Genomic DNA, 18,719 nt, shown 5'->3' with positions numbered 1-18,719 from the left:
ACAACGTCGGCGAGACCGCCGACCCCCAGGGCCGTGACTTCACCCTGCTGCAGATCGTCGCAGCCAGGTAACACCCGCCCCCACCACCGCACCACGGGACAGTCGTCGACCGGGCAGCCGTCGACACCGCGCGGGACGGCCTCGCACTCCTGGGAGGCCCGCGCCGGATTCCGGCTGCCTTCGACCACCCGCGCCGCCGTCCTCCGACGCGCCCGCGCACCGACCCCTGACTCGCAAGGAAGTTCCGCATGCATGCCCTCCGTCCGCGCACCGCGCAGATGACCTGCCTCCTCGCCACGGCCACCGCGCTCGCCGCCGGGCTGGTATCGGCCGGCCCCGCCATGGCCCTCCACGGCCCCGAAGCCCAGGCCGGCCGGCACGCGTACACCGTGAAGCTGAACATCGGAGACGAGACGAACAGCCGTGGGTGCACGGGCACGCTCGTCGACGCCTCCTGGGTCCTGACCGCCGCGAGCTGCTTCGGCGCCGCGCCGGGCGACGCGGTCCCGGCCGGAAAGCCGGCCCTCAAGACGGTCGTCACCCTCGGCGACGCGAGGACCGTCGAGGTCAGCGAGCTCGCCCCGCGCACCGACCGTGACGTGGTCCTGGCCCGCCTGGCCACCCCCGCGACCGGCATCGCGGGCGTCAAGCGAGCCACCGCCGCCCCCGCGGCCGGAGCCGAGCTGACGGCGGCCGGATACGGGCGGACGAAGACGGAGTGGGTCCCGGAGAAGCTCCACACCGGCACCTTCACCGCCGATTCCAGCACCGCCACCACCCTGGCCGTCACCGGCAAGGGCACCGACGTCCTGTGCAAGGGCGACACCGGCGGCCCGCTCCTCAACGCCGCCGGCGAACTCGTCGGCGTCAACTCCCGCTCCTGGCAGGGCGGCTGCCTCGATGTCCCCGCCACCGAGACCCGTACGGGTGCCGTCTCCGTTCGCACGGACGACCTGGGCGAGTGGATCGACGAGCACCGTTCGCGGACCTCCGGCTGGAAGACGGCCACCGCCGTGCAGTCCGGAAACAGCGTCTACCAGGGCATCCGGCTGCCCGACGGTTCCTGGACCGGCTTCACCGACGTCCAGTCCAAGGCCGGGAACCTCGGCGGCATCCGCTCCTCCGCCGTCGTCGGCATGAACGGCGACACCCACGTCCTGGCCGTCAGCGGCAGCGGCGATCTGTTCCACACCATCCGCAAGGAGGACGGTACGTGGGGCACCTTCGGCTACGTCTTCGGCGAGACCAACCCCCTGAGCAACCTCACCCAGGTGACCGCCGTCAACATCGGATACGACCTCCACGTCGTCGCCGTCGCCGACGGGAAGGTCTTCCACACCGTCCGCAACGCCGCCGGACACTGGACCCGCTTCGGTGACGTCGCGGGTGCCGCAGGACCGATCGGCAAGGTCACGGCCGCGGCCGTGGCCGGCGCGGGCGGCCAGATCCAGGTCACCGCCGTCAGCGGTGGCAAGGCCTACCACACCCTCCGCAACACCACCGGCCACTGGGCCGGATGGGGCGACGTCGCAGGCGTCCTCGGCTCCACCGGCCCCATCACCGGAGTCACCATGGCCGGCACCGGTGGCGACGCGCAGCTCGTCCTCGCCACCGACAACGGCACCCGCCAGTACCACGCCATCCGCCACGCCAACGGCTCCTGGTCGCCCCTCGGCGACCTGAAGGACGTCCTCGGCACCGTCACCGCCACGTCCGTGGCCGCGGCCTCCGTCGACGGAGAGTTCCAGCTCGCCGTCACCACGGCCGACAACAGGACCCTGCACACCATCCGGCACGCCGACCGCACCTGGGACACCCCTGTCACGGTCCCCCTCCAGGGCCTGCCGGCCGCCCCGGGCAGCCTCGCCATCACCGCCACCTGGACCCCGTGACGGCGGGGCGGGCGGCGTGATCCGCCCGCCACGCCTCACCTCCGGGTGACATTCCCCGTCACGCGCGTTGCCCGGTGTCCGCGCGGCCCTCGGGCTCGGCGGACACCGGCGCGCCGTCGCGGAGCGCCTTTCACGAAGGAAAACTCATGCCTGAATCCCGTCCCCGCGCGGTGCGGATGACCTGCCTGCTCGTCACCGCCACCGCGGTCGCCGCGAGCCTGGTCTCGGCCGGCTCCGCCCAGGCCCTCGCGGGCCCCGAAGCCGGCACCGGCACGTACGCCTACGCCGCGAGGCTGAGCGTCGGCGACGAGACCGACAGCCGTGCCTGCACCGCCACGCTGGTGAGCGCGCGCTGGGTCCTGACCGCCGCGTCCTGCCTGGCCGCCACGCCCGGTGAGGCCGTCAAGGCCGGGGAGCCGGCCGCGCGGACCACGGCCACCTTCACCGGGGGCCAGACCCGCCGGATCGTGGAGGTCTCCGCGAGCGCCGCCGACCGCGATCTGGTCCTGGCCCGTCTGGCCTCCCCCGTCACCGACATCGCTCCCGTCAAGCGGGCCACCGGCGCTCCGGCGGTCGGGACCGAGCTGACGGCGGCGGGGTTCGGGCGGACGAAGACGGAGTGGGTCCCGGAGAAGCTCCACACCGGCACCTTCACCGCCGATTCCAGCACCGCCACCACCCTGGCCGTCACCGGCAAGGGCACCGACGTCCTGTGCAAGGGCGACACCGGCGGCCCGCTCCTCAACGCCGCCGGCGAACTCGTCGCGATCAACTCGCGTTCCTGGCAGGGCGGCTGCCTGGGCGAGACGGAGACCCGTACGGGTGCCGTCTCCGCCCGCACCGACAACGTCGGCCAGTGGATCGACCAGGTCGTCGCCCCGCGCAACGGCGGTCAGGTCGCCCTGCTCGCCGGGGGCGGCGGGACGATGTGGTCGCAGTCCGGGGACCTCGGCTACGGCGAGTTCGGGTCGTCCTGGGGGAAGGTGGACGGCCTTGACGTCTCCCGGGTGAGCACGGTCCGCCACGGCGACGTGATCCGCGCGTACGCCATCGCCGGCGGCCGGGTCCACAGCCAGGACTTCGAGACCGGTACCGGCAGGTGGTCGGGGTGGGGCGAGGTTCCGGGCGGCGCCGCGGGCGCCAAGGACGTCACCGCCGCGCTCGTCGGCGACACCGTCCACGTGCTGATCGTCGGCTCGGAGGGCAACCTGTACGCCCAGGCCGCCGACTACCGGGCCGGACGCTGGAACGACACCTGGGCCGCCATCGGGGCCACCGGGCTCTCCCACATCACCAGCGCCGTCTCCGGCACGACGGTCCGGGTCCAGGGCATCGGGGGCGGCGAGGTCTACGGCCGCGACTTCGACACCCGGACCGGCAAGTGGAGTGCGTGGGGCGCCGTCCCGGGCGGCGCCGGCGGCGCCGTGGACATCGCTTCCAGCACCATCGGCAACAACGTCCACGTGCAGATCATCGGCTCCGACGGCGCGATCTGGACCCAGTTCGGCGACTACGACGCCGGCCGCTGGAACGAGACGTGGCGCAAGGCCGGCGGCTCCGGCCTCACGCGCATCACCAGCGTCCCGTCCGGGGACTCCGTCGAGCTCTACGCCATCGGCGCCGGCGGAAGGATCACCAACGCGGCGCTGAACACGGCCACCGACGAGTGGAGCGCGTTCGAGGAGCTCCAGGGCAGCCTCTCCGGAGCCGCGGACGTGAGCGCGGCCGTCTCCGTCACGCCCTCCACGGTGACCCTGGGCGCGGCCGCGGGCAGCACGATGTTCGCCCAGAGCGACAACCTGGCCACCGGAGCCTTCGGCGCCCGGTGGAACGACATCGGCGGCGCGCCGATCACCTCGCTCACCGGCGTCGCCCACGGCAACATCGTCCGCTACATCGGTGTCGCGGGCGGCAAGGTCTACGACCGCGAGTACGACCCGCGGACCGGCACCTGGGCCGACTGGTACGAGATCCCGGGCGGCGCGGGCGGCGTCAAGGACGTGTCCGCCAGCATGATCGACAACGTCCTGTACGTGCAGATCATCGGCTCCGGCGGCGACCTCCACACCCAGGTCGGCAACTACAACACCGGGCGCTGGAACGACACCTGGACCCCGGTGAGCGGTGTCACCGGCCTGACCCGGCTCACCAGCGTGAAGGCGGGCCGCTTCGTCCGCCTCTACGGGATCGCGGGCGGCAAGGCCTACGGCCGCGACCTCGACACCCGCAACGGCACCTGGACCGTCTGGGGTGAGATCCCCGGCTCCCTCACCGGCGCCACGGACATCTCGGCCGCCCGCGTCGGGGAGACCGTCCAGGTCCAGGCCGTCGGCTCCGACGGCGCCCTGTACAACCAGAGCGCCGACTACCTCGCCGGGATGTGGAAGCCGTCGTGGACCAGGATCGGCGGCAGCGGTCTGACCCGTGTCACCAGCGCCTCCGCCGCCGGCAACGTCCACGTCTACGCCACCGGAAGCGAAGACAAGGTCCGGAACATCACCCTCGACGCCCGGACGGGCGGTTGGACGTCGTGGCGCGAGGTCCCGGGCACCCTCACCGGCCCCGTCGACCTCACCGCCGTCACGACGCGGTAGTACCTCGCACCGTCGCCCCGCCCTTCATCAGGATTCCGTCCCGATGAGGGGCGGGGCTCGTCGCGTTGAGCCCGGCCCGCGGAGAACGCCGATCTCCGTCATCCGTGGTTGATGACGCTCAGCTGAAGTCGTTAATGTTTGACGTTCAAGCACGCCATCGGCGAGGAGTCGGCCAGTGAGTCGGGAAGCAGGAATGAGCGAGAGGTTCGCCGCGGACCCCGTCGGGACGGCTCGCCGCGTCACCTCGCTGCTCCAGCGTGCCGGGCTCGACCCCGAGGACGTGCTCCGCGTCGAGGGGGAGGGCGGGCTCGCCCACGCCTCGGGGCTCGACGAGGAGGACGTCCGCAGGCTGCTCCGCGGCGAGCCGCCGCAGATCGACGGCGGCGGCACGGACCCGGTAGAGGAGCGCCACAGCCGAGTGGTCGCCCGGATCGTCTTCCTGCGCCGCACCCGGCTCTGGAGCTCGCCCGACGGGCAGCGGCGCATGTACTCGCTGGCGGAGATCGCGGCGGGCGCGGGGACGAGCGCCCAGTGGCTCGACAAGATGATCAAGACGGGGAAGGCGCCCAACCTCGATCACGCGGCCGGCATCGCGCGCTTCTTCGGCGAGAGCATCGAATTCCTGGTCGCTCCCCCCGCCGAGGCGCTCGACCGGGTGCTCCAGCTGATCCACAAGGATCTGCTGGAGCGCACCGTCGCCCGCCAGGACGAGGACATCCAGCGCCTCAAGGACTCCGGCCCCTCCGGTGCCGATCTCGGCGTCGTCGGCTACGCCGCGCGCGCACTCGCCGACGTGCCGGACGACACCGCGCAGCCCATCATCGCCCTCATCGAGTCCATCGCCCGCCGCTCGCGCGAGGAGCGCGCGCGGGAGGGACACGCGGACGGCGCCCGCTAGCCGGGCGCTCCGACCGGCTTTCCGCATCCTGAAAACACCCTCTGGCCAGGCACGATGGGCAGCGGCGGCAGTTGCCTGCGCGCACGCGAGTGGATACTGTCGCGGACGGGTGAGCGCCGGTCCCAGGGCCGGTCTCTCCTGGACGGGCGGCGGCAACCGACCAAGTGCCGCCCGCGCGTCCGTGGACTCGAAGACCGGGTGTACCGGTGGGGGATGCGTCCGGGTGGGGGAGACATGTGGGGCGCGCTGGCCGTATCCCGTGCGATGAAGCGCCATCGGGACGAACTGTTCGCCGGAACGGCGCGCCCGGTCGGGCAGGAACCGCAGGCGTTGCTGAAGGCGATCTGTGACTGCGTGAGCGAGAGCGGCGGGCGTGAAGTCCGGCTGATGCTGGAGCCGTTCCCGCCCGACACGGTCAGTGGGCTCTGGCTCGACCTGGGTGACCACGAAGTGATCGCGGTGGAGAAGAACACCCTGCCGTTCCATCAGATGGTGATCCTCGGGCACGAGTTGTGGCACCGCAAGGAGGGCCGGTGCGGGCAGCCCGGCAGCCCCGCCGGCGGAGCGGCGGCCGCGCGGATGCTCGGGGACCGGTGGGACCTGGAGGAAGCCGTGGCCCACGTGGCGGCGCGCACCGACCACAGCGTCGCCGAGGAACGGCGCGCGGAGACGTTCGGCCGCCTGCTGGCGGCGAAGTTCCGCCCCTTCCTGCTCGGCGCGCACGACAGCACGCCCCCGGGCGACGTGGCCGGGCGCATCTGGGCCTCCCTGGCCGGCTGATGGCGCCGGACGGAGTCGACTACTACTACGTTCCCGCGGGCGTGTTGGGCGCCGCCGTGCTCGCGAGGCTCCCCGGCCTCGTGCGCGGCCGGCACAGCCCCACGGTCCGGACGGTGAACATCCTGCTGCTCCTGCCCTGCCTGGGCTTCATCCTGTCCGCCGCGCCCACCGTGACCGCCGTCAACCGGTTCACCGGCATCAGCAACCTGTCGGCCCTCCTCGTCCACTGCCTCATGACCGCGTACGCGTGCGCGAGCCTGGTGCTGCTGAACTACTGGAAGGGGCAGTCGGAGGACTGTGCCCGTGCGCGTCGACGCGCACGGGCGTGGTGGACCGGCTGCTGCGCCGTGATCGTGGCCCTGACGGTGCTCTTCGCCCTGGGTGACGTCCCGGTGGAGCAGCCGCGGAACTTCGACACGTACTACGCCACCACCCCGTACATCAGCGGAATGCTCGTGCTCTACCTGCTCGCGTACGTCATCGCCGGCGTGGCCATGGCCCTCGTGTGCGGGAACTGGATGCTCGACATCGGCAGAAGGGCGGCGGGCGGGGGGACCAGGACGGCGGTCGACCGGTTCCTGTGGGTCGGGCTGCTCGTCCTCGTGCTCGGTTCCGTGAGCAACATCGTCTTCAGCTCGGTCAAACTGACCGCCATCGCCGCCCGTTGGGCGGGCCGGGACTGGGACGCGCTGAACGAGAGCCTGTCGACCTTCATGGCGGTGTGCGGGATGGTGATCGGCTTCGGGCTGCTGGTGCCGGTCTACGGTCCTGGACTCGTCGACCGCGTGGGCCGCCCCCTGCTCGACCTCCACGCGCTGCGGCCCCTGTGGCGCCTGGCCGGCCGTTCCCGGCCTGCCGACAGGAGCAGGGTGTTCCCCTCCCCGCCCTGGTACGCCGGACCCGAGCAGGTGCTGCTCTACCGGATGACCGCCATCCACGACTGGATGCTCGACCTGAGCGCCTACTGCGCGGACGAGGTCCGCGAGCGGTCGTACCGGCGGGCGAAGGGGGCCGGGGCGCCGGAGCGCGAAGCCGTGGCGGCCGGACTCGCGGCCATGTACGTGGCGGCGGCCGACGCCCGCGCCCGTGAGCCGGAACCCCCGACGGAACGGTGCGCCCCCGCGGTGGTCGCCGTGCGCACGGCGGAGCGGGAGGACCGTGACCTCCTGGTCTCGATCTCCCGTGCCCTTGCGGCGCACTCCGCGGCCGAGGCCGCACGGCCGCTGTCGGCGGTCGGGGGCTGAGAGCGGCCGGGTGCCCTCGGTCCGGGTGCCGTCGGGGCGGGCGGCGTCAGATCAGCGGCTTGGCGTAGCAGCGGCTGTTGTCGTAGTCGCGGTACATGCCGAATTTCGAGCAGGGTTCGTAGCCGCTCGAGGTGTAGAGGGCTATCGCCTCCGGTTGGGCCGTGCCCGTTTCCAGGACCATGCGGGTGCGGCCGGCCTTGCGGGCGTCGGATTCCAGGGCGGAGAGGATGCGGCGGGCCAGGCCCAGGCCGCGGGCTTCCGGGATCACGTACATGCGCTTGAGTTCGGCGTCGCCGTTCTCGTAGCCCTCGTCGTTCTTGTCCTGGGTGCGCCAGCCGCCCGTGGCGACCGGCTTGCCCTCGGGGTCGTAGGCGAGGAGGTAGAGGCCCTGGGGAGGGAGGAACATCCCGGCGTCCAGCGGTGTGGCGTCGCCCTCGTCGCCGTAGCGGACGGCGTACTCCGCCTGGACCGCGTCGTCGAGTTCGACGGCGTGGGGGTGGTCGTAGGGCGTGGGCTGGATGTTCATGCGAAGTATCGTACATGTATGCGGCGCATGGTGTCGGTATTCTCCCGGGATGCTCACTGTGACGTCCGTGAATGTCAATGGTCTCCGTGCCGCCGCGAAGAAGGGCTTCGTCGAGTGGCTCGGCGGGACCTCCGCCGACGCCGTCTGCCTCCAGGAGGTGCGCGCCGAGGAGGCGCAGCTGCCGCCGGAGGTGGGGGCGCCCGAGGGCTGGTTCACCGTCCACGCGCCCGCCGCCGCCAAGGGCCGCGCCGGGGTGTCCCTCTACACGCGCCGCGAGCCCGACCGGGTGCGCGTCGGCTTCGGGTCGAGCGAGTTCGACACCAGCGGCCGGTACGTCGAGGCCGATCTGCCCGGCGTCACCGTCGCCAGCCTCTACCTGCCCTCCGGCGAGGTCGACACCGAGCGCCAGGACGAGAAGTACCGGTTCATGGGCGAGTTCCTGCCGTACCTGAAGGAGCTCCGGGAGCGGTCCGCCGCCGACGGGCGCGAGGTCGTCGTCTGCGGCGACTGGAACATCGCCCACCAGGAGGCCGACCTCAAGAACTGGAAGGCCAACAAGAAGGACGCCGGCTTCCTCCCCGAGGAGCGGGAGTGGTTCGGGAAGGTGCTGGAGGAGGGCGACGGGGGGTACGTGGACGTCGTGCGCGCCCTGCACCCCGGGCAGGAGGGGCCCTACTCCTGGTGGTCCTACCGCGGCCGTGCCTTCGACAACGACAGCGGCTGGCGCATCGACTACCAGCTCGCCACCCCGGGGCTCGCCGCCAGGGCCGTCAAGGCGTACGTCGAGCGGGCCGCCACCCACGCCGAGCGGTGGAGCGACCACGCGCCCGTGACCGCCGTCTACGGGCTGTAGGGCGTCGGGGGAGTGCTCAGGGGCCCTGTGGCGGGGCTCCTGGGCTCAGGCGGCGGTCGAGCGCCATCGACAGCTCCGCCTCCACCACGCTCTTCGCGAGCGGGCGCAGCCGCCACAGGTCGTCCTCGGCCGCGTGGGTGCGCAGCAGGTCGGTGAAGAGTTCTGCGAGGGCGTCGGCGTGCTCGCGGACGCGGGCGCCGGCCTTGAGGACCTCGGCGAGCGGGACGCCCTCGCGGACGAGTGCGGCGGAGACGTCGAGCAGCCGGCGGCTGATGTGGATGATCTCCTCCCCGTCGGTGACGAGGTAGCCGAGGTCCAGTGCGGCGGCGAGGTTCTCCGGGGTGACCTCGCCGGCGAAGTGGTCGGCGAGCTCCTCCGGGGTGAGGCGGACCGGCTCCTCCTCGCTGGGGGCGCCGAGGGCGAGGACCTCGCGGACGTTGCGACCGCTCTCGAAGGCGGTGGTGAGGTCGGCGATGCCGTTGAGGGTGTGGCCGCGCTCCAGGAGGGCGGCGATCGTGCGCAGCCTGGCCAGGTGCTGTTCGTCGTACCAGGCGATCCGGCCCTCGCGGCGGGGCGGGGGGATCAGGCCGCGCTCACGGTAGAAGCGCAGGGTGCGCACGGTGATGCCGGCGGCGGCCGCCAGCTCCTCCATGCGGTACTCGCGTACGCCCTCGGGCTCGGGGTCTACGGGCGTGACCCGGCGCGGGTTCGCGCCCGTGCCGGCCCGCCGGTCCTCGCGTGCGCCCTCGTGTGTCACCGTGTCGGGTCCTGATCCTTCGCGCGTCCCTTTGCCTGATCCTTCAGCCACGGACGCAAGCCTATGTTGTACCGCCGGTAACTTTCCCTCGTCCGACCCCTACCGCTCGGTATGGAGCTGCTCTACAGTCCCGACTGTGCCAGTGATTGCTGGCGTGATTGGCCGGGCGCGTGGGAGGCGGCATGGCGAAGCACGAGCAGGTACGTGTGGCGGTGATCGGATCGGGATTCGGTGGCCTCGGCGCCGCCGTCCGACTGCGCCGCGAGGGGATCACCGACTTCGTGGTCCTGGAGCGGGCCGACTCCGTCGGCGGCACGTGGCGGGACAACAGCTACCCCGGCTGCGCCTGCGACGTCCCCTCCCACCTCTACTCCTTCTCCTTCGCGCCCAACCCCGACTGGCCGCGGACCTTCTCCGGACAGCGCCACATCCGCGCGTACCTGGAACACGTCACGGACACCTTCGGCATCCGCCCCCACCTGCGACTCAACCACGAGGTCGTGCGGATGGAATGGGACGCCGAGGCGCTCCGCTGGGAGATCGAGACCAGCGAGGGCTCCTTCAGCGCCGAGGTCGTCGTCTCCGCGACCGGGCCGCTCTCCGACCCCAAGATCCCGGACATCCCCGGTATCGCCGACTTCCCCGGCAAGGTCTTCCACTCGGCCCGCTGGGACCACGACTACGACCTCACCGGCAAGCGCGTCGCCATGATCGGCACCGGCGCCTCCGCCATCCAGATCGTGCCCGCGATCCAGCCGCAGGTCGGGAAGCTGACCCTCTTCCAGCGGACGCCCCCGTGGGTCATGCGCCGCATGGACCGGGCCATCAGCGGCCCCGAGCGCTGGCTCCACCGGGCCCTGCCCGTCACCGGCACCCTGCGCCGCGGCCTCCTCTGGGGCATCCGCGAACTCCAGGTCGGCGCCTTCACCAAGCACCCGAACGAGCTCGGGATCGTCGAGAAGCTCGCCAAGGCCAACATCGCCAAGGCCGTCAAGGACCCGGTCCTGCGGGCCAAGCTGACCCCGTCGTACCGCATCGGCTGCAAGCGCATCCTGCTCTCCAGCACGTACTACCCGGCGATCGCGCAGCCCAACGTCGACGTCGTCGCCTCCGGCCTGCGCGAGGTCCGCGGCTCGACCGTGGTCGCTGCCGACGGCACCGAGACCGAGGTCGACGCGATCATCTTCGGCACCGGCTTCCACGTCACCGACATGCCGATCGCCGAGCGGGTCGTCGGCGCCGAGGGACGGACCCTCGCCGAGACCTGGAAGGGCGGCATGGAGGCGCTGCGCGGCGCCACCGCCGCCGGATTCCCCAACTTCATGACGGTCATCGGCCCCAACACGGGCCTCGGGAACTCCTCGATGATCCTGATGATCGAGTCCCAGCTGAACTACATGGCCGACTACCTGCGCCAGCTGAACGTCCTGGGCGGGCGCGCCGCCCTCGCCGTCCGGCCCTCCGCCGTCGGCGCCTGGAACCGCAAGGTGCAGGCCCGGATGGAGCGGACGGTCTGGAAGGCGGGCGGCTGCGAGAGCTGGTACCTCGACGCCAACGGGCGCAACACCACGCTGTGGCCGGGCACGACCGGCGAGTTCCGGCGCGAGACCCGGCAGGTCGACCTCTCCGAGTACGAGGTCGTGCGCGCGCCGAAGCCGGTGCAGGCCGCCGGGGAGACCGCCGCGGCGAAGCCCCGTACCGCCTCCCGCAAGAAGGAGGCCGCCAAGTGAGCCGGCACCTGACCTCGCTGACCTCGTCCCGCGAACTCACCGCCGTCTCCGCCGACGGCTCCCGGATCCACGTCGAGGTGTACGGCCCCGAGGGCGCGCCCGCCGTCGTCCTCGCCCACGGCTGGACCTGCTCGATCGCCTTCTGGGCCGAGCAGATACGGGCCCTCGCCGCGGACCACCGGGTCATCGCCTACGACCAGCGCGGCCACGGCCGGTCCCCGGCCCCCGCCGCGCCCTCCGGATACGCCACCCGGGCGCTCGCCGACGACCTCGAAGCGGTCCTCGCGACCACCCTCGCCCCCGGCGAGAAGGCCGTCCTCGCCGGTCACTCCATGGGCGGCATGACCCTCATGGCCGCCGCCGACCGGCCGGGCTTCCGTGAGCACGCGGCGGCCGCGCTGCTCTGCTCCACCGGGCCCTCGCGGCTCACCGCCGAGGCCACCGTCGTCCCGGGCCGGCCGAGCGGCCGGCGCACCCGGCTGACCCGCGGCGTCCTCGGCGCGAAGGCACCGCTCGGACCCGTCAACGCCGTCTCGAAGAGGATCCTCAAGTACGCGACGATGGGCCCCGGTTCGGCGCCCGAGCGGGTCGACGCCTGCGCCCGGATCGTGCACGCCTGTCCGCGCGGGGCCCGTGTCGGCTGGTCCAGGGTCCTCTCCGAGCTCGACCTGGAGCCCGGCCTGCGGGCGCTCGACCTGCCCGTCGCGGTCGTCGTCGGCACCGCCGACCGGCTCACCCCGCCCGTCCACTCGCGCGCCATGGCCGAGGCGCTCCCGCAGTGCGTGGGACTGCTCGAACTGGCGGGTATGGGGCATATGACACCGGTGGAGGCCCCCGAGGCCGTCACCGCGCGGATCCGCGAACTGAGCGCCACGTACCTGGAAGTGAAGGAGAAGGCATGAGCCGGGTGAGCCTGGAAGGACAGGTCGCGGTCGTCACCGGAGGGGCCCGCGGCGTCGGGGAGCTCCTCGCCCGCAAGCTGTCCGCGCGCGGGGCGAAGATCGCGCTCGTCGGCCTGGAGCCGGAGCAGCTCAAGGAGGTCGCCGGGCGGCTGCACACCGAGGCCGACTGGTGGCACGCCGACGTCACCGACCACGAGGCGATGGCCAAGGTCGCGGCCGAGGTGAAAGAGCGCTTCGGGAAGGTCGACATCGTCGTCGCCAACGCCGGCGTCGCGGCGGGCGGCCCCTTCGCGGAGTCCGACCCGGCCGCCTGGCGGCGGGTCATCGAGGTCAATCTGATCGGCGGCGCGGTGACGGGACGGGCGTTCCTGCCGGTCCTCATGGAGTCGCGGGGGTACTTCCTCCAGATCGCCTCGCTCGCCGCGCTGACCCCGGCCCCGATGATGACGGCGTACTGCGCGTCCAAGTCGGGCGTCGAGGCCTTCGCGCACAGCCTGCGCGCCGAGGTCGCGTACAAGGGGGTGAAGGTCGGCGTCGGCTACCTCTCCTGGACCGACACGGACATGGTGCGGGGCGCCGACGAGGACGACGTGATGCGGGAGCTGCGCCAGCGGCTGCCGTGGCCGGCGAACCGCACGTACCCCCTCGGCCCGGCCGTCGACCGGATCGTCGCGGGCATCGAGCGGCGCTCCGCGCACGTCTACGCGCAGTGGTGGCTGCGCGGGATGCAGTCGGTCCGCGGCTATCTTCCGGGCATGATCGCGACCGTCGGGCAGCGCGAGATGAAGCGCTTCGAGCCGCGCCTCGGCTCGGTCTCCAAGGGTCTGGTGGGCGCGGGCGGCGCGGCCGACGAGGAGGCCCGGACGGGCGGTTCGGCGGCGCGCTGATGCGGCTCCGGCCGTGCGGGAGGGAGGGGACCCCGCCGTGCGGCCGGCCGCGGCTCCCCGCACGGTAGCCGTCCGTAACTGATCGAAATGCGTGGAATGTTCGCTCATGCAAGGCTGGTCGAGGCCCAGGAGGCACATCGCCTCCGTCCCCTCTCACCCGTCTAGGAGTGAACCTTCATGGGCAAGGCAGAACAGTTCAAGGACACGTCGGAGCAGCTGAAGCAGCAGGCCAAGCAGGCCATGGGCAAGGCGAAGGACGAGGCGTCCGAGCGCGCGTCCCAGGGCCGCGGGCGCACCGACGACGAGACGCGCAGGGCCCAGCAGGAGGCCCAGGACCGTCTCAACCAGGACTACGACGCCTGACACGCCTTCATCGCGTGGCCGTGTCGAGCGAGGCGCACCCGGTACGACGGGTGCGCCTCCGCGTGCGTCCGCGCGCTCACGCCCGCACGACCCGCAACCCACCCTCCTCCAGGGCGCGGACCGTCGACGCGAAGAGGTCGTACGGCTCGCCGTCCGGGGACAGCGCCCGGGAGAGGTGCGCCCGGGCGACGTCGGAGTTCCGCCAGGTCAGGGTGGACGGGGCGGTGAAGCCGAAGCCGCCGCCCAGGCATTCGTGAAGTGCCTGGAGGCATCCGCCGAGGTAGCCGCCCGGCCCGTTCACCGCCTCGCCGAGCGCGAGCCAGAGACTCGGCTCGTCGGTGACGTGCCGCCCGTCGAGCGTGTACGCGGTCCCCGCCGGCCGGTCCTCGTGCGGGCGGTGGCAGGCCCGCTCCCGCACCAGGTCGTGCCAGGCGCCGCGCCGCCGGGTGTCGAGCCCGGCCCAGGCGCCGGACGCGGCCGGCGGCCCGGCGAGCCACCGCTCCCACACGTCACGGGCCCAGGTGGGCACGGGATCGAAGCCCCGGTCCAGCGTCAGGTCGATCAGCTCAGGTCCGAGCGCCGACGGCTCCCACCCGGTGACGACGGGCCGCATCAGCCGGCTCGTCAGTGGTGCGCCCCGCACGTCCCGGACCTCCAGCTCGGCCTCGTCCAGCTCCAGGGCCCGCCGGGTGCCCTTCGTCAGGGCCCGCCGCAGCTCGTCACCCGGGGCGAGGCCGCGCAGGACGAGCGGGGGATCGGGCAGCTCCGCCGTCATGACGACGGCGAACTCCCGGCAGGAGCCCAGCCATCGGTGTCCGTCGTGCAGCCGGACGGGGCCCCGGTGGCCCTCGGGCGGGCCCGAGCAGTCGTCCTCACCGGTGAGGACCAGACCGGAGGCGGTGCGCGACGCCTCCACGTCCGAAAGGAGCCAGGCGTCGTCCTCCTCGTCGTCGTCGGGCTCCCCGGCCGCGGTCCGCGTGCGCTCCGGTACCAGCCACACCCGGCTTCCCAGCCAGTCGCCGTCCCGGAACCCGTCCCCCTCCGGCTCCCAGCCGTGGAACTCGTACGTCTCGCGCGGGGGCTCGCCGAAAAGCCCCTCCACCTCGGGACAGACGCCCCAGACGTGGTCGTCCGCGGTTCTGGTCAGCGTGTACACGGTTCGATCATGGCGCATAACCCACGCGCGTCCGGCGCCGGATCTTCGTACCGTGGCGCCCATGGCCGTACTTGAGCGACTGCGATCCGATCACGCCCCCGCCCTGCTCGTCTTCGAGCGGGAGAACCGGGGGTACTTCGCCGCGTCCGTGCCCGACCGGGGGGACGCGTACTTCACCGATTTCGAGGAGCGGCACCGGGCGCTGCTCGACGAGCAGGAGTCCGGGGGGATCCACTTCCATGTGCTCGTGGGGGAGGGCGGCGAGATCCTCGGGCGGTTCAACCTCGTCGACGTCGCCGACGGGGCTGCCGAACTGGGCTACCGGGTCGCCGAGCAGGCGACCGGGCGGGGCGTGGCGACGGCCGGGGTGCGGGAGGTGTGCCGGCTGGCCCGAGAGGAGTACGGGCTCAGCCGGCTGACCGCCGTCACGACCCTCGACAACAACGGGTCGAGGGCCGTGCTGGGGCGCGTCGGGTTCGGCGCGGTCGGGAGCGTGACGATCGACGGGCGGGCGGGGACGTCGTACGAGCTGGATCTGGCCGACTCCCTCGGACGAAGCACCGCCGTCGGCACCACGCTCTAGTTCCCGTCGTCCAGCTCCCGCCCGCCCCGCGACGCCCTGCACGCCCTCCCGGGGTCACTCCTCGGCCGTCGCCCGCGGCGGCAGTTTCGGGCGGGAGCGGTCCGGGAGGTCTTCGTAGCTCGGGGGGCTCGCCGCCGGGGTCTCCGCGAGGAGGGCGAGGGCCACCTCGACCGCGTCGTCGAGCTGGGCGTGCCGGCCTTCCGCCCAGTCGAGGGGGGTGCGCAGGACGGCGAGGTCCGGTTCGACGCCGTGGTTCTCCAGGGACCAGCCGTACTCGGGGAACCAGGCCGCGTTCATCGGGACCGTGATCTGGGTGCCGTCGCCGAGGCGGTGGCGGCCGGTCATGCCGACGACTCCGCCCCAGGTGCGCTGTCCGACGACGGGCCCCAGGCCGAGGAGTTTGAACGCGGCGGTGATCATGTCGCCGTCGGAGGAGGTCGCTTCGTCGGCGAGGGCGACGATCGGGCCGCGCGGGGCGTTGGAGGCGTACGCGACGGGCTGGGCGTTGCGGGTCAGGTCCCAGCCGAGGATCCTGCGGGTCAGTTTCTCCATGACGAGCTCGCTGATGTTGCCGCCGGCGTTGCCCCGTACGTCGACGATCAGGGCCGGCCGGGAGACCTCCATGCGCAGGTCGCGGTTGAACTGGGCCCAGCCGGAGCCGCCCATGTCGGGGATGTGCAGGTAGCCGCAGCGGCCGCCGCTGATCTCCCGTACCACCGCCCGGCGTTTGGCCACCCAGTCCTGGTAGCGCAGCGGACGGTCGTCGATCAGCGGGACGACGGCGACGCGACGGGCCCGGCCCTCGCCCTCGGCGGGGGTGAAGGTGAGCTCGACGGTGGTGCCGCCGGTGCCGGAGAGCAGCGGGTACGGGCCGGTGGCCGGGTTCACGGGCCTGCCGTCGACATGGGTGAGGACGGCGCCCTCGCGGATGCCCGTACCGGCGAGCGGGGAACGCGCCTTGGAGTCGGAGGACTCGCCGGGCAGGATGCGCTTCACCGTCCAGCCGGCCTCGCGGGGCACGAGGTTCGCGCCGAGGAGGCCCATCGGCCGCTGGTAGTGCGGGGGCCCCTCGTTGCGGCGGGCGGGGGTCACGTACGCGTGGGAGGTGCCCAGTTCGCCGAGGACCTCGCGGAGCAGGTCGGCGAACTCGTCGGGGGAGGCGACCCGTTCGACGAGCGGCCGGTACTGGTCGAGGACGGCCGTCCAGTCGACCCCGCCCATGTCGGGCTCCCAGAAGTAGGCGCGGACGATCCGGCCCGCCTCGTCGAAGGCCTGCCGCCACTCGGCGCCCGGTTCGACCTCGTGGAGGATGCGCCGCAGGTCCAGGTAGACGGTGGAGTCGCCGTCCCCGGACTCGGTGGCGGGCACGGCCCGCAGATCGCCCTCGTCGGCGACGACGAGCCGGGTGCCGTCGCCGCTGACCGCGAACCAGTCGAGGTCCTTGGCGAGTTCGCTCTTGCGGGCCTTGGTGATGGAGAAGTACTCCAGGGTGGGGCGGCCCGAGGTGTCGGCCGGGTTCGCGAAGGTCTCGCCGAGTGCGCCCGAGATGGGCCAGCGCAGCCAGACCAGACCGCCGCCGCTCACCGGGTGCAGGGCCGAGTACTTGGAGGCGGTGACGGGGAACGGCGTGACCCGGTCGGCGAGTCCCTCGATCTCGACGGTGACCGTGCCGTCGGTGGCCGGCTCCGTGTCGTCGTCGGCCGGGTCCAGACCGCCGGCGGCCGGGCGCCCGTCGGGGAGCAGCGCGAACGGCGAGGGCGTCGCGGAGGAGAGCGGGACCAGGTAGGGGCGGCAGCCCAGCGGGAACGACAGGTCGCCGGTGTGCACGTCGTACACCGGGTCGAAGCCGCGCCAGGACAGGAAGGCGAGGTAGCGGCCGTCCCGGGTGAAGACGGGGTTCTCGTCCTCGAAGCGGCCGTTGGTGACGTCGACGACGGTCCGGGCGCCGGGGCCGGAGATCCGGGCCATCTTGATCGAGCGCAGGGAGCGGCCGATGCCCGGGTGCGACCAGGTGAGCCAGCTGCCGTCGGGGGAGAAGGCCAGGTCGCGGACGGGGCCGTTGACGGACCGGATGAGTTCGGTGACCCGGCCTCCTGCGGACTCCGTCCGGGGGGTGCTGCCCTCGGAGTCCGGCCCGGGGGTGTCCGCGGAGGAGTCCGGCCCGGGGGTGTCCGCGGAGGAGTCCGGCCCGGGGGTGTCCGCGGAGGAGTCCGGCCCGGAGATGTCCTCGGGGTCCTCGGTGGTGTCGAGCAGGAGCAGCCGGCCGTCGTGGGAGGCGATGGCGAGCCGCTCGCCGTCCGGGTCGGCGACGAGTTCCTCGACCCGGCCGAGGTCGCCCGAGGCGAGGCGGCGGGGCGGCCGGTCGCCGCTGGCGCGCGGCAGATAGGCGACCTCGACGGCGTCCTCGCCCCCGGCGTCGGTGACGTACGCGACCTGGCCGCCGCTGCCCAGCATCTCGGGCAGCCTGACCCGGACGCCCGGGGTGTCGACGATCGTGCGGGCCGGGCCGTCGCGGTGGGTCAGCCAGTAGAGGCTGCCGCGCACGGAGACGGCGCTGGCCCGGCCGGTCTCGTCGACGGAGACCGCGTCGACGTGGTGGGCGGCGGGCACCTGGTACGGGCGCCTGCCGACGCGCTGGCCGCCGAGCCGCACCTCCAGTCTCCGGGGGCGGGACCCGGGGGCGAGGCTGTCGACGACCCACAGGTCGCCGGCGCACTGGTAGACGACCCGGCGCCCGTCACTGGAGGCGTGCCGGGCGTAGAACTCGTCGTGGTCGGTGTGCCGGAGCAGGTCGGTGCCGTCGGGCAGGCAGGAGTAGAGGTTGCCGACGCCCTCGTGGTCGGAGAGGAACGCGACCCGGCCGTCGACGGCCATCGGGCAGTCGAGGTGGCCGCCGATGTCGGGGAGCAGCCGTTCGCCGTGCAGCCAGAGGCGGCCGGTGGCGCCGCCGAGGTAGCGCTTCCAGGCGGCGGGCTCGTGGGGCGGCTTTCCGGTGAGGAGGAGGGTGCGGCGTTCGGCCTCGTGTCCGTTGCCGGCTCCGTCGTCGGCTTTCCCGCCGCCTTCGCCGCCGGCCTTCCCGGCGGCGAACTGCTCGGTGACGGCGATGTCGGAGACCGGACCCCAGGGGAGGCGGCCGCCCGGGGAGCCGTCGGTGGGCACGTTGTAGGCCCACGAGTAGTACGAGAAGGGCTGCCCGTGCGAGGAGACGGCGAGGATGTCCGAGCGGCCGTCCCGGTCGGGGGGCGTCCAGCCGCAGACGCGGGTGTCCGTCGAGCCCCAGTAGGTCAGCCGCCGGGCGGATCCGCCTTCGATGGGGACGAGATGGATCTCTGGGTCGAGGCTGCGCCAGTTCGTGTACGCGATCTGCAGGCCGTCCGGTGAGAAGCGCGGGTGGCCGACCCGCGTCCGGTCGACCGTGAGCCGCCAGGCCCGGCCGGGGCGGTGGCCCTCGGGGACGAGCGGGGCGATCCAGAGATCGTCCTCGGCGGCGAAGCACAGCAGGTCGTCGTGGAGGTGCGGAAAACGGAGATACGCGACGTCGTCACTCACCTCCT

16 protein-coding genes are annotated in these 18,719 nt (G+C 73.0%); 11 read left to right on the top strand and 5 right to left on the bottom strand.

Going from position 1 to position 18,719, the window contains the following annotated elements:
- Nucleotides 1–188 (bottom strand): hypothetical protein (locus tag ACZ4XX_RS32955; protein WP_468511529.1); only part of this gene is annotated, 188 nt, incomplete at its 3' end.
- Between the two features lie 60 nt (nt 189–248).
- On the opposite strand from ACZ4XX_RS32955, the gene ACZ4XX_RS32950 reads away from it, so the two are divergent.
- The 5 genes from ACZ4XX_RS32950 (at nt 249) to ACZ4XX_RS32930 (ending at nt 7,408) form a co-directional block, all read left to right on the top strand.
- Nucleotides 249–1,892 (top strand): S1 family peptidase, encoded by a 1,644-nt coding sequence (locus ACZ4XX_RS32950; protein ID WP_468511528.1) that lies wholly within the window; start codon nt 249–251, stop codon nt 1,890–1,892.
- A gap of 146 nt (nt 1,893–2,038) precedes the next feature.
- Nucleotides 2,039–4,486, top strand: a complete 2,448-nt coding sequence (locus ACZ4XX_RS32945) for a trypsin-like serine protease (protein ID WP_468511527.1) — start codon at nt 2,039–2,041, stop codon at nt 4,484–4,486.
- A gap of 193 nt (nt 4,487–4,679) precedes the next feature.
- Nucleotides 4,680–5,384: a hypothetical protein gene (locus ACZ4XX_RS32940; protein WP_468511526.1), complete on the top strand. Its 705-nt coding sequence runs from the start codon at nt 4,680–4,682 to the stop codon at nt 5,382–5,384.
- A 264-nt stretch (nt 5,385–5,648) separates the two neighbouring features.
- Nucleotides 5,649–6,164 (top strand): toxin-antitoxin system, toxin component, encoded by a 516-nt coding sequence (locus ACZ4XX_RS32935; protein ID WP_468511525.1) that lies wholly within the window; start codon nt 5,649–5,651, stop codon nt 6,162–6,164.
- Nucleotides 6,164–7,408: a DUF6545 domain-containing protein gene (locus tag ACZ4XX_RS32930; protein ID WP_468511524.1), complete on the top strand. Its 1,245-nt coding sequence runs from the start codon at nt 6,164–6,166 to the stop codon at nt 7,406–7,408. The genes ACZ4XX_RS32935 and ACZ4XX_RS32930 overlap by 1 nt, the downstream gene beginning before the upstream one ends.
- A 46-nt stretch (nt 7,409–7,454) precedes the next feature.
- Here ACZ4XX_RS32930 and ACZ4XX_RS32925 read toward each other — a convergent pair whose 3' ends face one another.
- The gene (locus tag ACZ4XX_RS32925; RefSeq protein ID WP_468511523.1) at nt 7,455–7,934 is read right to left on the bottom strand and encodes a GNAT family N-acetyltransferase; all 480 of its coding nucleotides are present in this window, start codon (nt 7,932–7,934) and stop codon (nt 7,455–7,457) included.
- Nucleotides 7,935–7,983: 49 nt separating this feature from the next.
- On the opposite strand from ACZ4XX_RS32925, the gene ACZ4XX_RS32920 reads away from it, so the two are divergent.
- The gene (locus tag ACZ4XX_RS32920; protein ID WP_468511522.1) at nt 7,984–8,787 is read left to right on the top strand and encodes an exodeoxyribonuclease III; all 804 of its coding nucleotides are present in this window, start codon (nt 7,984–7,986) and stop codon (nt 8,785–8,787) included.
- 16 nt (nt 8,788–8,803) lie between these two features.
- On the opposite strand, the gene ACZ4XX_RS32915 is transcribed toward ACZ4XX_RS32920, so the two are convergent.
- Nucleotides 8,804–9,439: a MerR family transcriptional regulator gene (locus tag ACZ4XX_RS32915; RefSeq protein ID WP_468511530.1), complete on the bottom strand. Its 636-nt coding sequence runs from the start codon at nt 9,437–9,439 to the stop codon at nt 8,804–8,806.
- Between the two features lie 287 nt (nt 9,440–9,726).
- Between ACZ4XX_RS32915 and ACZ4XX_RS32910 the strand changes: the two genes are divergently transcribed.
- The 4 genes from ACZ4XX_RS32910 to ACZ4XX_RS32895 all read left to right on the top strand — a co-directional run bounded on the left by ACZ4XX_RS32910 (nt 9,727) and on the right by ACZ4XX_RS32895 (nt 13,426).
- The gene (locus ACZ4XX_RS32910) at nt 9,727–11,274 is read left to right on the top strand and encodes a flavin-containing monooxygenase (RefSeq protein WP_468511521.1); all 1,548 of its coding nucleotides are present in this window, start codon (nt 9,727–9,729) and stop codon (nt 11,272–11,274) included.
- Nucleotides 11,271–12,176, top strand: coding sequence for an alpha/beta fold hydrolase (locus ACZ4XX_RS32905; RefSeq protein WP_468511520.1), 906 nt, complete (start codon nt 11,271–11,273; stop codon nt 12,174–12,176). The genes ACZ4XX_RS32910 and ACZ4XX_RS32905 overlap by 4 nt, the downstream gene beginning before the upstream one ends.
- Complete coding sequence (locus ACZ4XX_RS32900; protein ID WP_468511519.1) at nt 12,173–13,063, top strand: SDR family oxidoreductase; 891 nt, start codon at nt 12,173–12,175, stop codon at nt 13,061–13,063. Before ACZ4XX_RS32905 ends, ACZ4XX_RS32900 begins: the two co-directional genes overlap by 4 nt.
- 177 nt (nt 13,064–13,240) lie before the next feature.
- Nucleotides 13,241–13,426 carry a hypothetical protein gene (locus ACZ4XX_RS32895; protein ID WP_468511518.1) on the top strand — a complete coding sequence of 62 codons (186 nt, stop codon included), beginning with the start codon at nt 13,241–13,243 and terminating at the stop codon, nt 13,424–13,426.
- Between the two features lie 76 nt (nt 13,427–13,502).
- Here ACZ4XX_RS32895 and ACZ4XX_RS32890 read toward each other — a convergent pair whose 3' ends face one another.
- Nucleotides 13,503–14,600 (bottom strand): barstar family protein, encoded by a 1,098-nt coding sequence (locus tag ACZ4XX_RS32890; protein WP_468511517.1) that lies wholly within the window; start codon nt 14,598–14,600, stop codon nt 13,503–13,505.
- 43 nt (nt 14,601–14,643) lie between these two features.
- Here ACZ4XX_RS32890 and ACZ4XX_RS32885 point away from each other — a divergent pair, with 43 nt between their 5' ends.
- Nucleotides 14,644–15,165: a GNAT family N-acetyltransferase gene (locus ACZ4XX_RS32885; protein ID WP_468511516.1), complete on the top strand. Its 522-nt coding sequence runs from the start codon at nt 14,644–14,646 to the stop codon at nt 15,163–15,165.
- Between the two features lie 54 nt (nt 15,166–15,219).
- Here the strand turns inward: ACZ4XX_RS32885 and ACZ4XX_RS32880 are convergent, their stop codons facing one another.
- The gene (locus ACZ4XX_RS32880) at nt 15,220–18,714 is read right to left on the bottom strand and encodes a S41 family peptidase (RefSeq protein WP_468511515.1); all 3,495 of its coding nucleotides are present in this window, start codon (nt 18,712–18,714) and stop codon (nt 15,220–15,222) included.
- Nucleotides 18,715–18,719 lie beyond the last annotated feature (5 nt).

It is taken from the genome of Streptomyces sp. NPDC029956 (genome assembly GCF_055574655.1).
This window is presented reverse-complemented; position numbering and strand designations above follow the sequence as displayed.

Bases quoted from the DNA above. Each gene is read 5' to 3' on its own strand.
- ACZ4XX_RS32945 (WP_468511527.1), top strand. From the start codon at position 2,039: ATGCCTGAATCCCGTCCCCGCGCGGTGCGGATGACCTGCCTGCTCGTC.
- ACZ4XX_RS32885 (WP_468511516.1), top strand. From the start codon at position 14,644: ATGGCCGTACTTGAGCGACTGCGATCCGATCACGCCCCCGCCCTGCTC.
- ACZ4XX_RS32930 (WP_468511524.1), top strand. From the start codon at position 6,164: ATGGCGCCGGACGGAGTCGACTACTACTACGTTCCCGCGGGCGTGTTG.
- ACZ4XX_RS32895 (WP_468511518.1), top strand. From the start codon at position 13,241: ATGGGCAAGGCAGAACAGTTCAAGGACACGTCGGAGCAGCTGAAGCAG.
- ACZ4XX_RS32920 (WP_468511522.1), top strand. From the start codon at position 7,984: ATGCTCACTGTGACGTCCGTGAATGTCAATGGTCTCCGTGCCGCCGCG.
- ACZ4XX_RS32935 (WP_468511525.1), top strand. From the start codon at position 5,649: ATGAAGCGCCATCGGGACGAACTGTTCGCCGGAACGGCGCGCCCGGTC.
- ACZ4XX_RS32925 (WP_468511523.1), bottom strand. From the start codon at position 7,934: ATGAACATCCAGCCCACGCCCTACGACCACCCCCACGCCGTCGAACTC.
- ACZ4XX_RS32940 (WP_468511526.1), top strand. From the start codon at position 4,680: ATGAGCGAGAGGTTCGCCGCGGACCCCGTCGGGACGGCTCGCCGCGTC.
- ACZ4XX_RS32900 (WP_468511519.1), top strand. From the start codon at position 12,173: ATGAGCCGGGTGAGCCTGGAAGGACAGGTCGCGGTCGTCACCGGAGGG.
- ACZ4XX_RS32910 (WP_468511521.1), top strand. From the start codon at position 9,727: ATGGCGAAGCACGAGCAGGTACGTGTGGCGGTGATCGGATCGGGATTC.
- ACZ4XX_RS32915 (WP_468511530.1), bottom strand. From the start codon at position 9,439: ATGGAGGAGCTGGCGGCCGCCGCCGGCATCACCGTGCGCACCCTGCGC.
- ACZ4XX_RS32950 (WP_468511528.1), top strand. From the start codon at position 249: ATGCATGCCCTCCGTCCGCGCACCGCGCAGATGACCTGCCTCCTCGCC.
- ACZ4XX_RS32890 (WP_468511517.1), bottom strand. From the start codon at position 14,600: ATGCGCCATGATCGAACCGTGTACACGCTGACCAGAACCGCGGACGAC.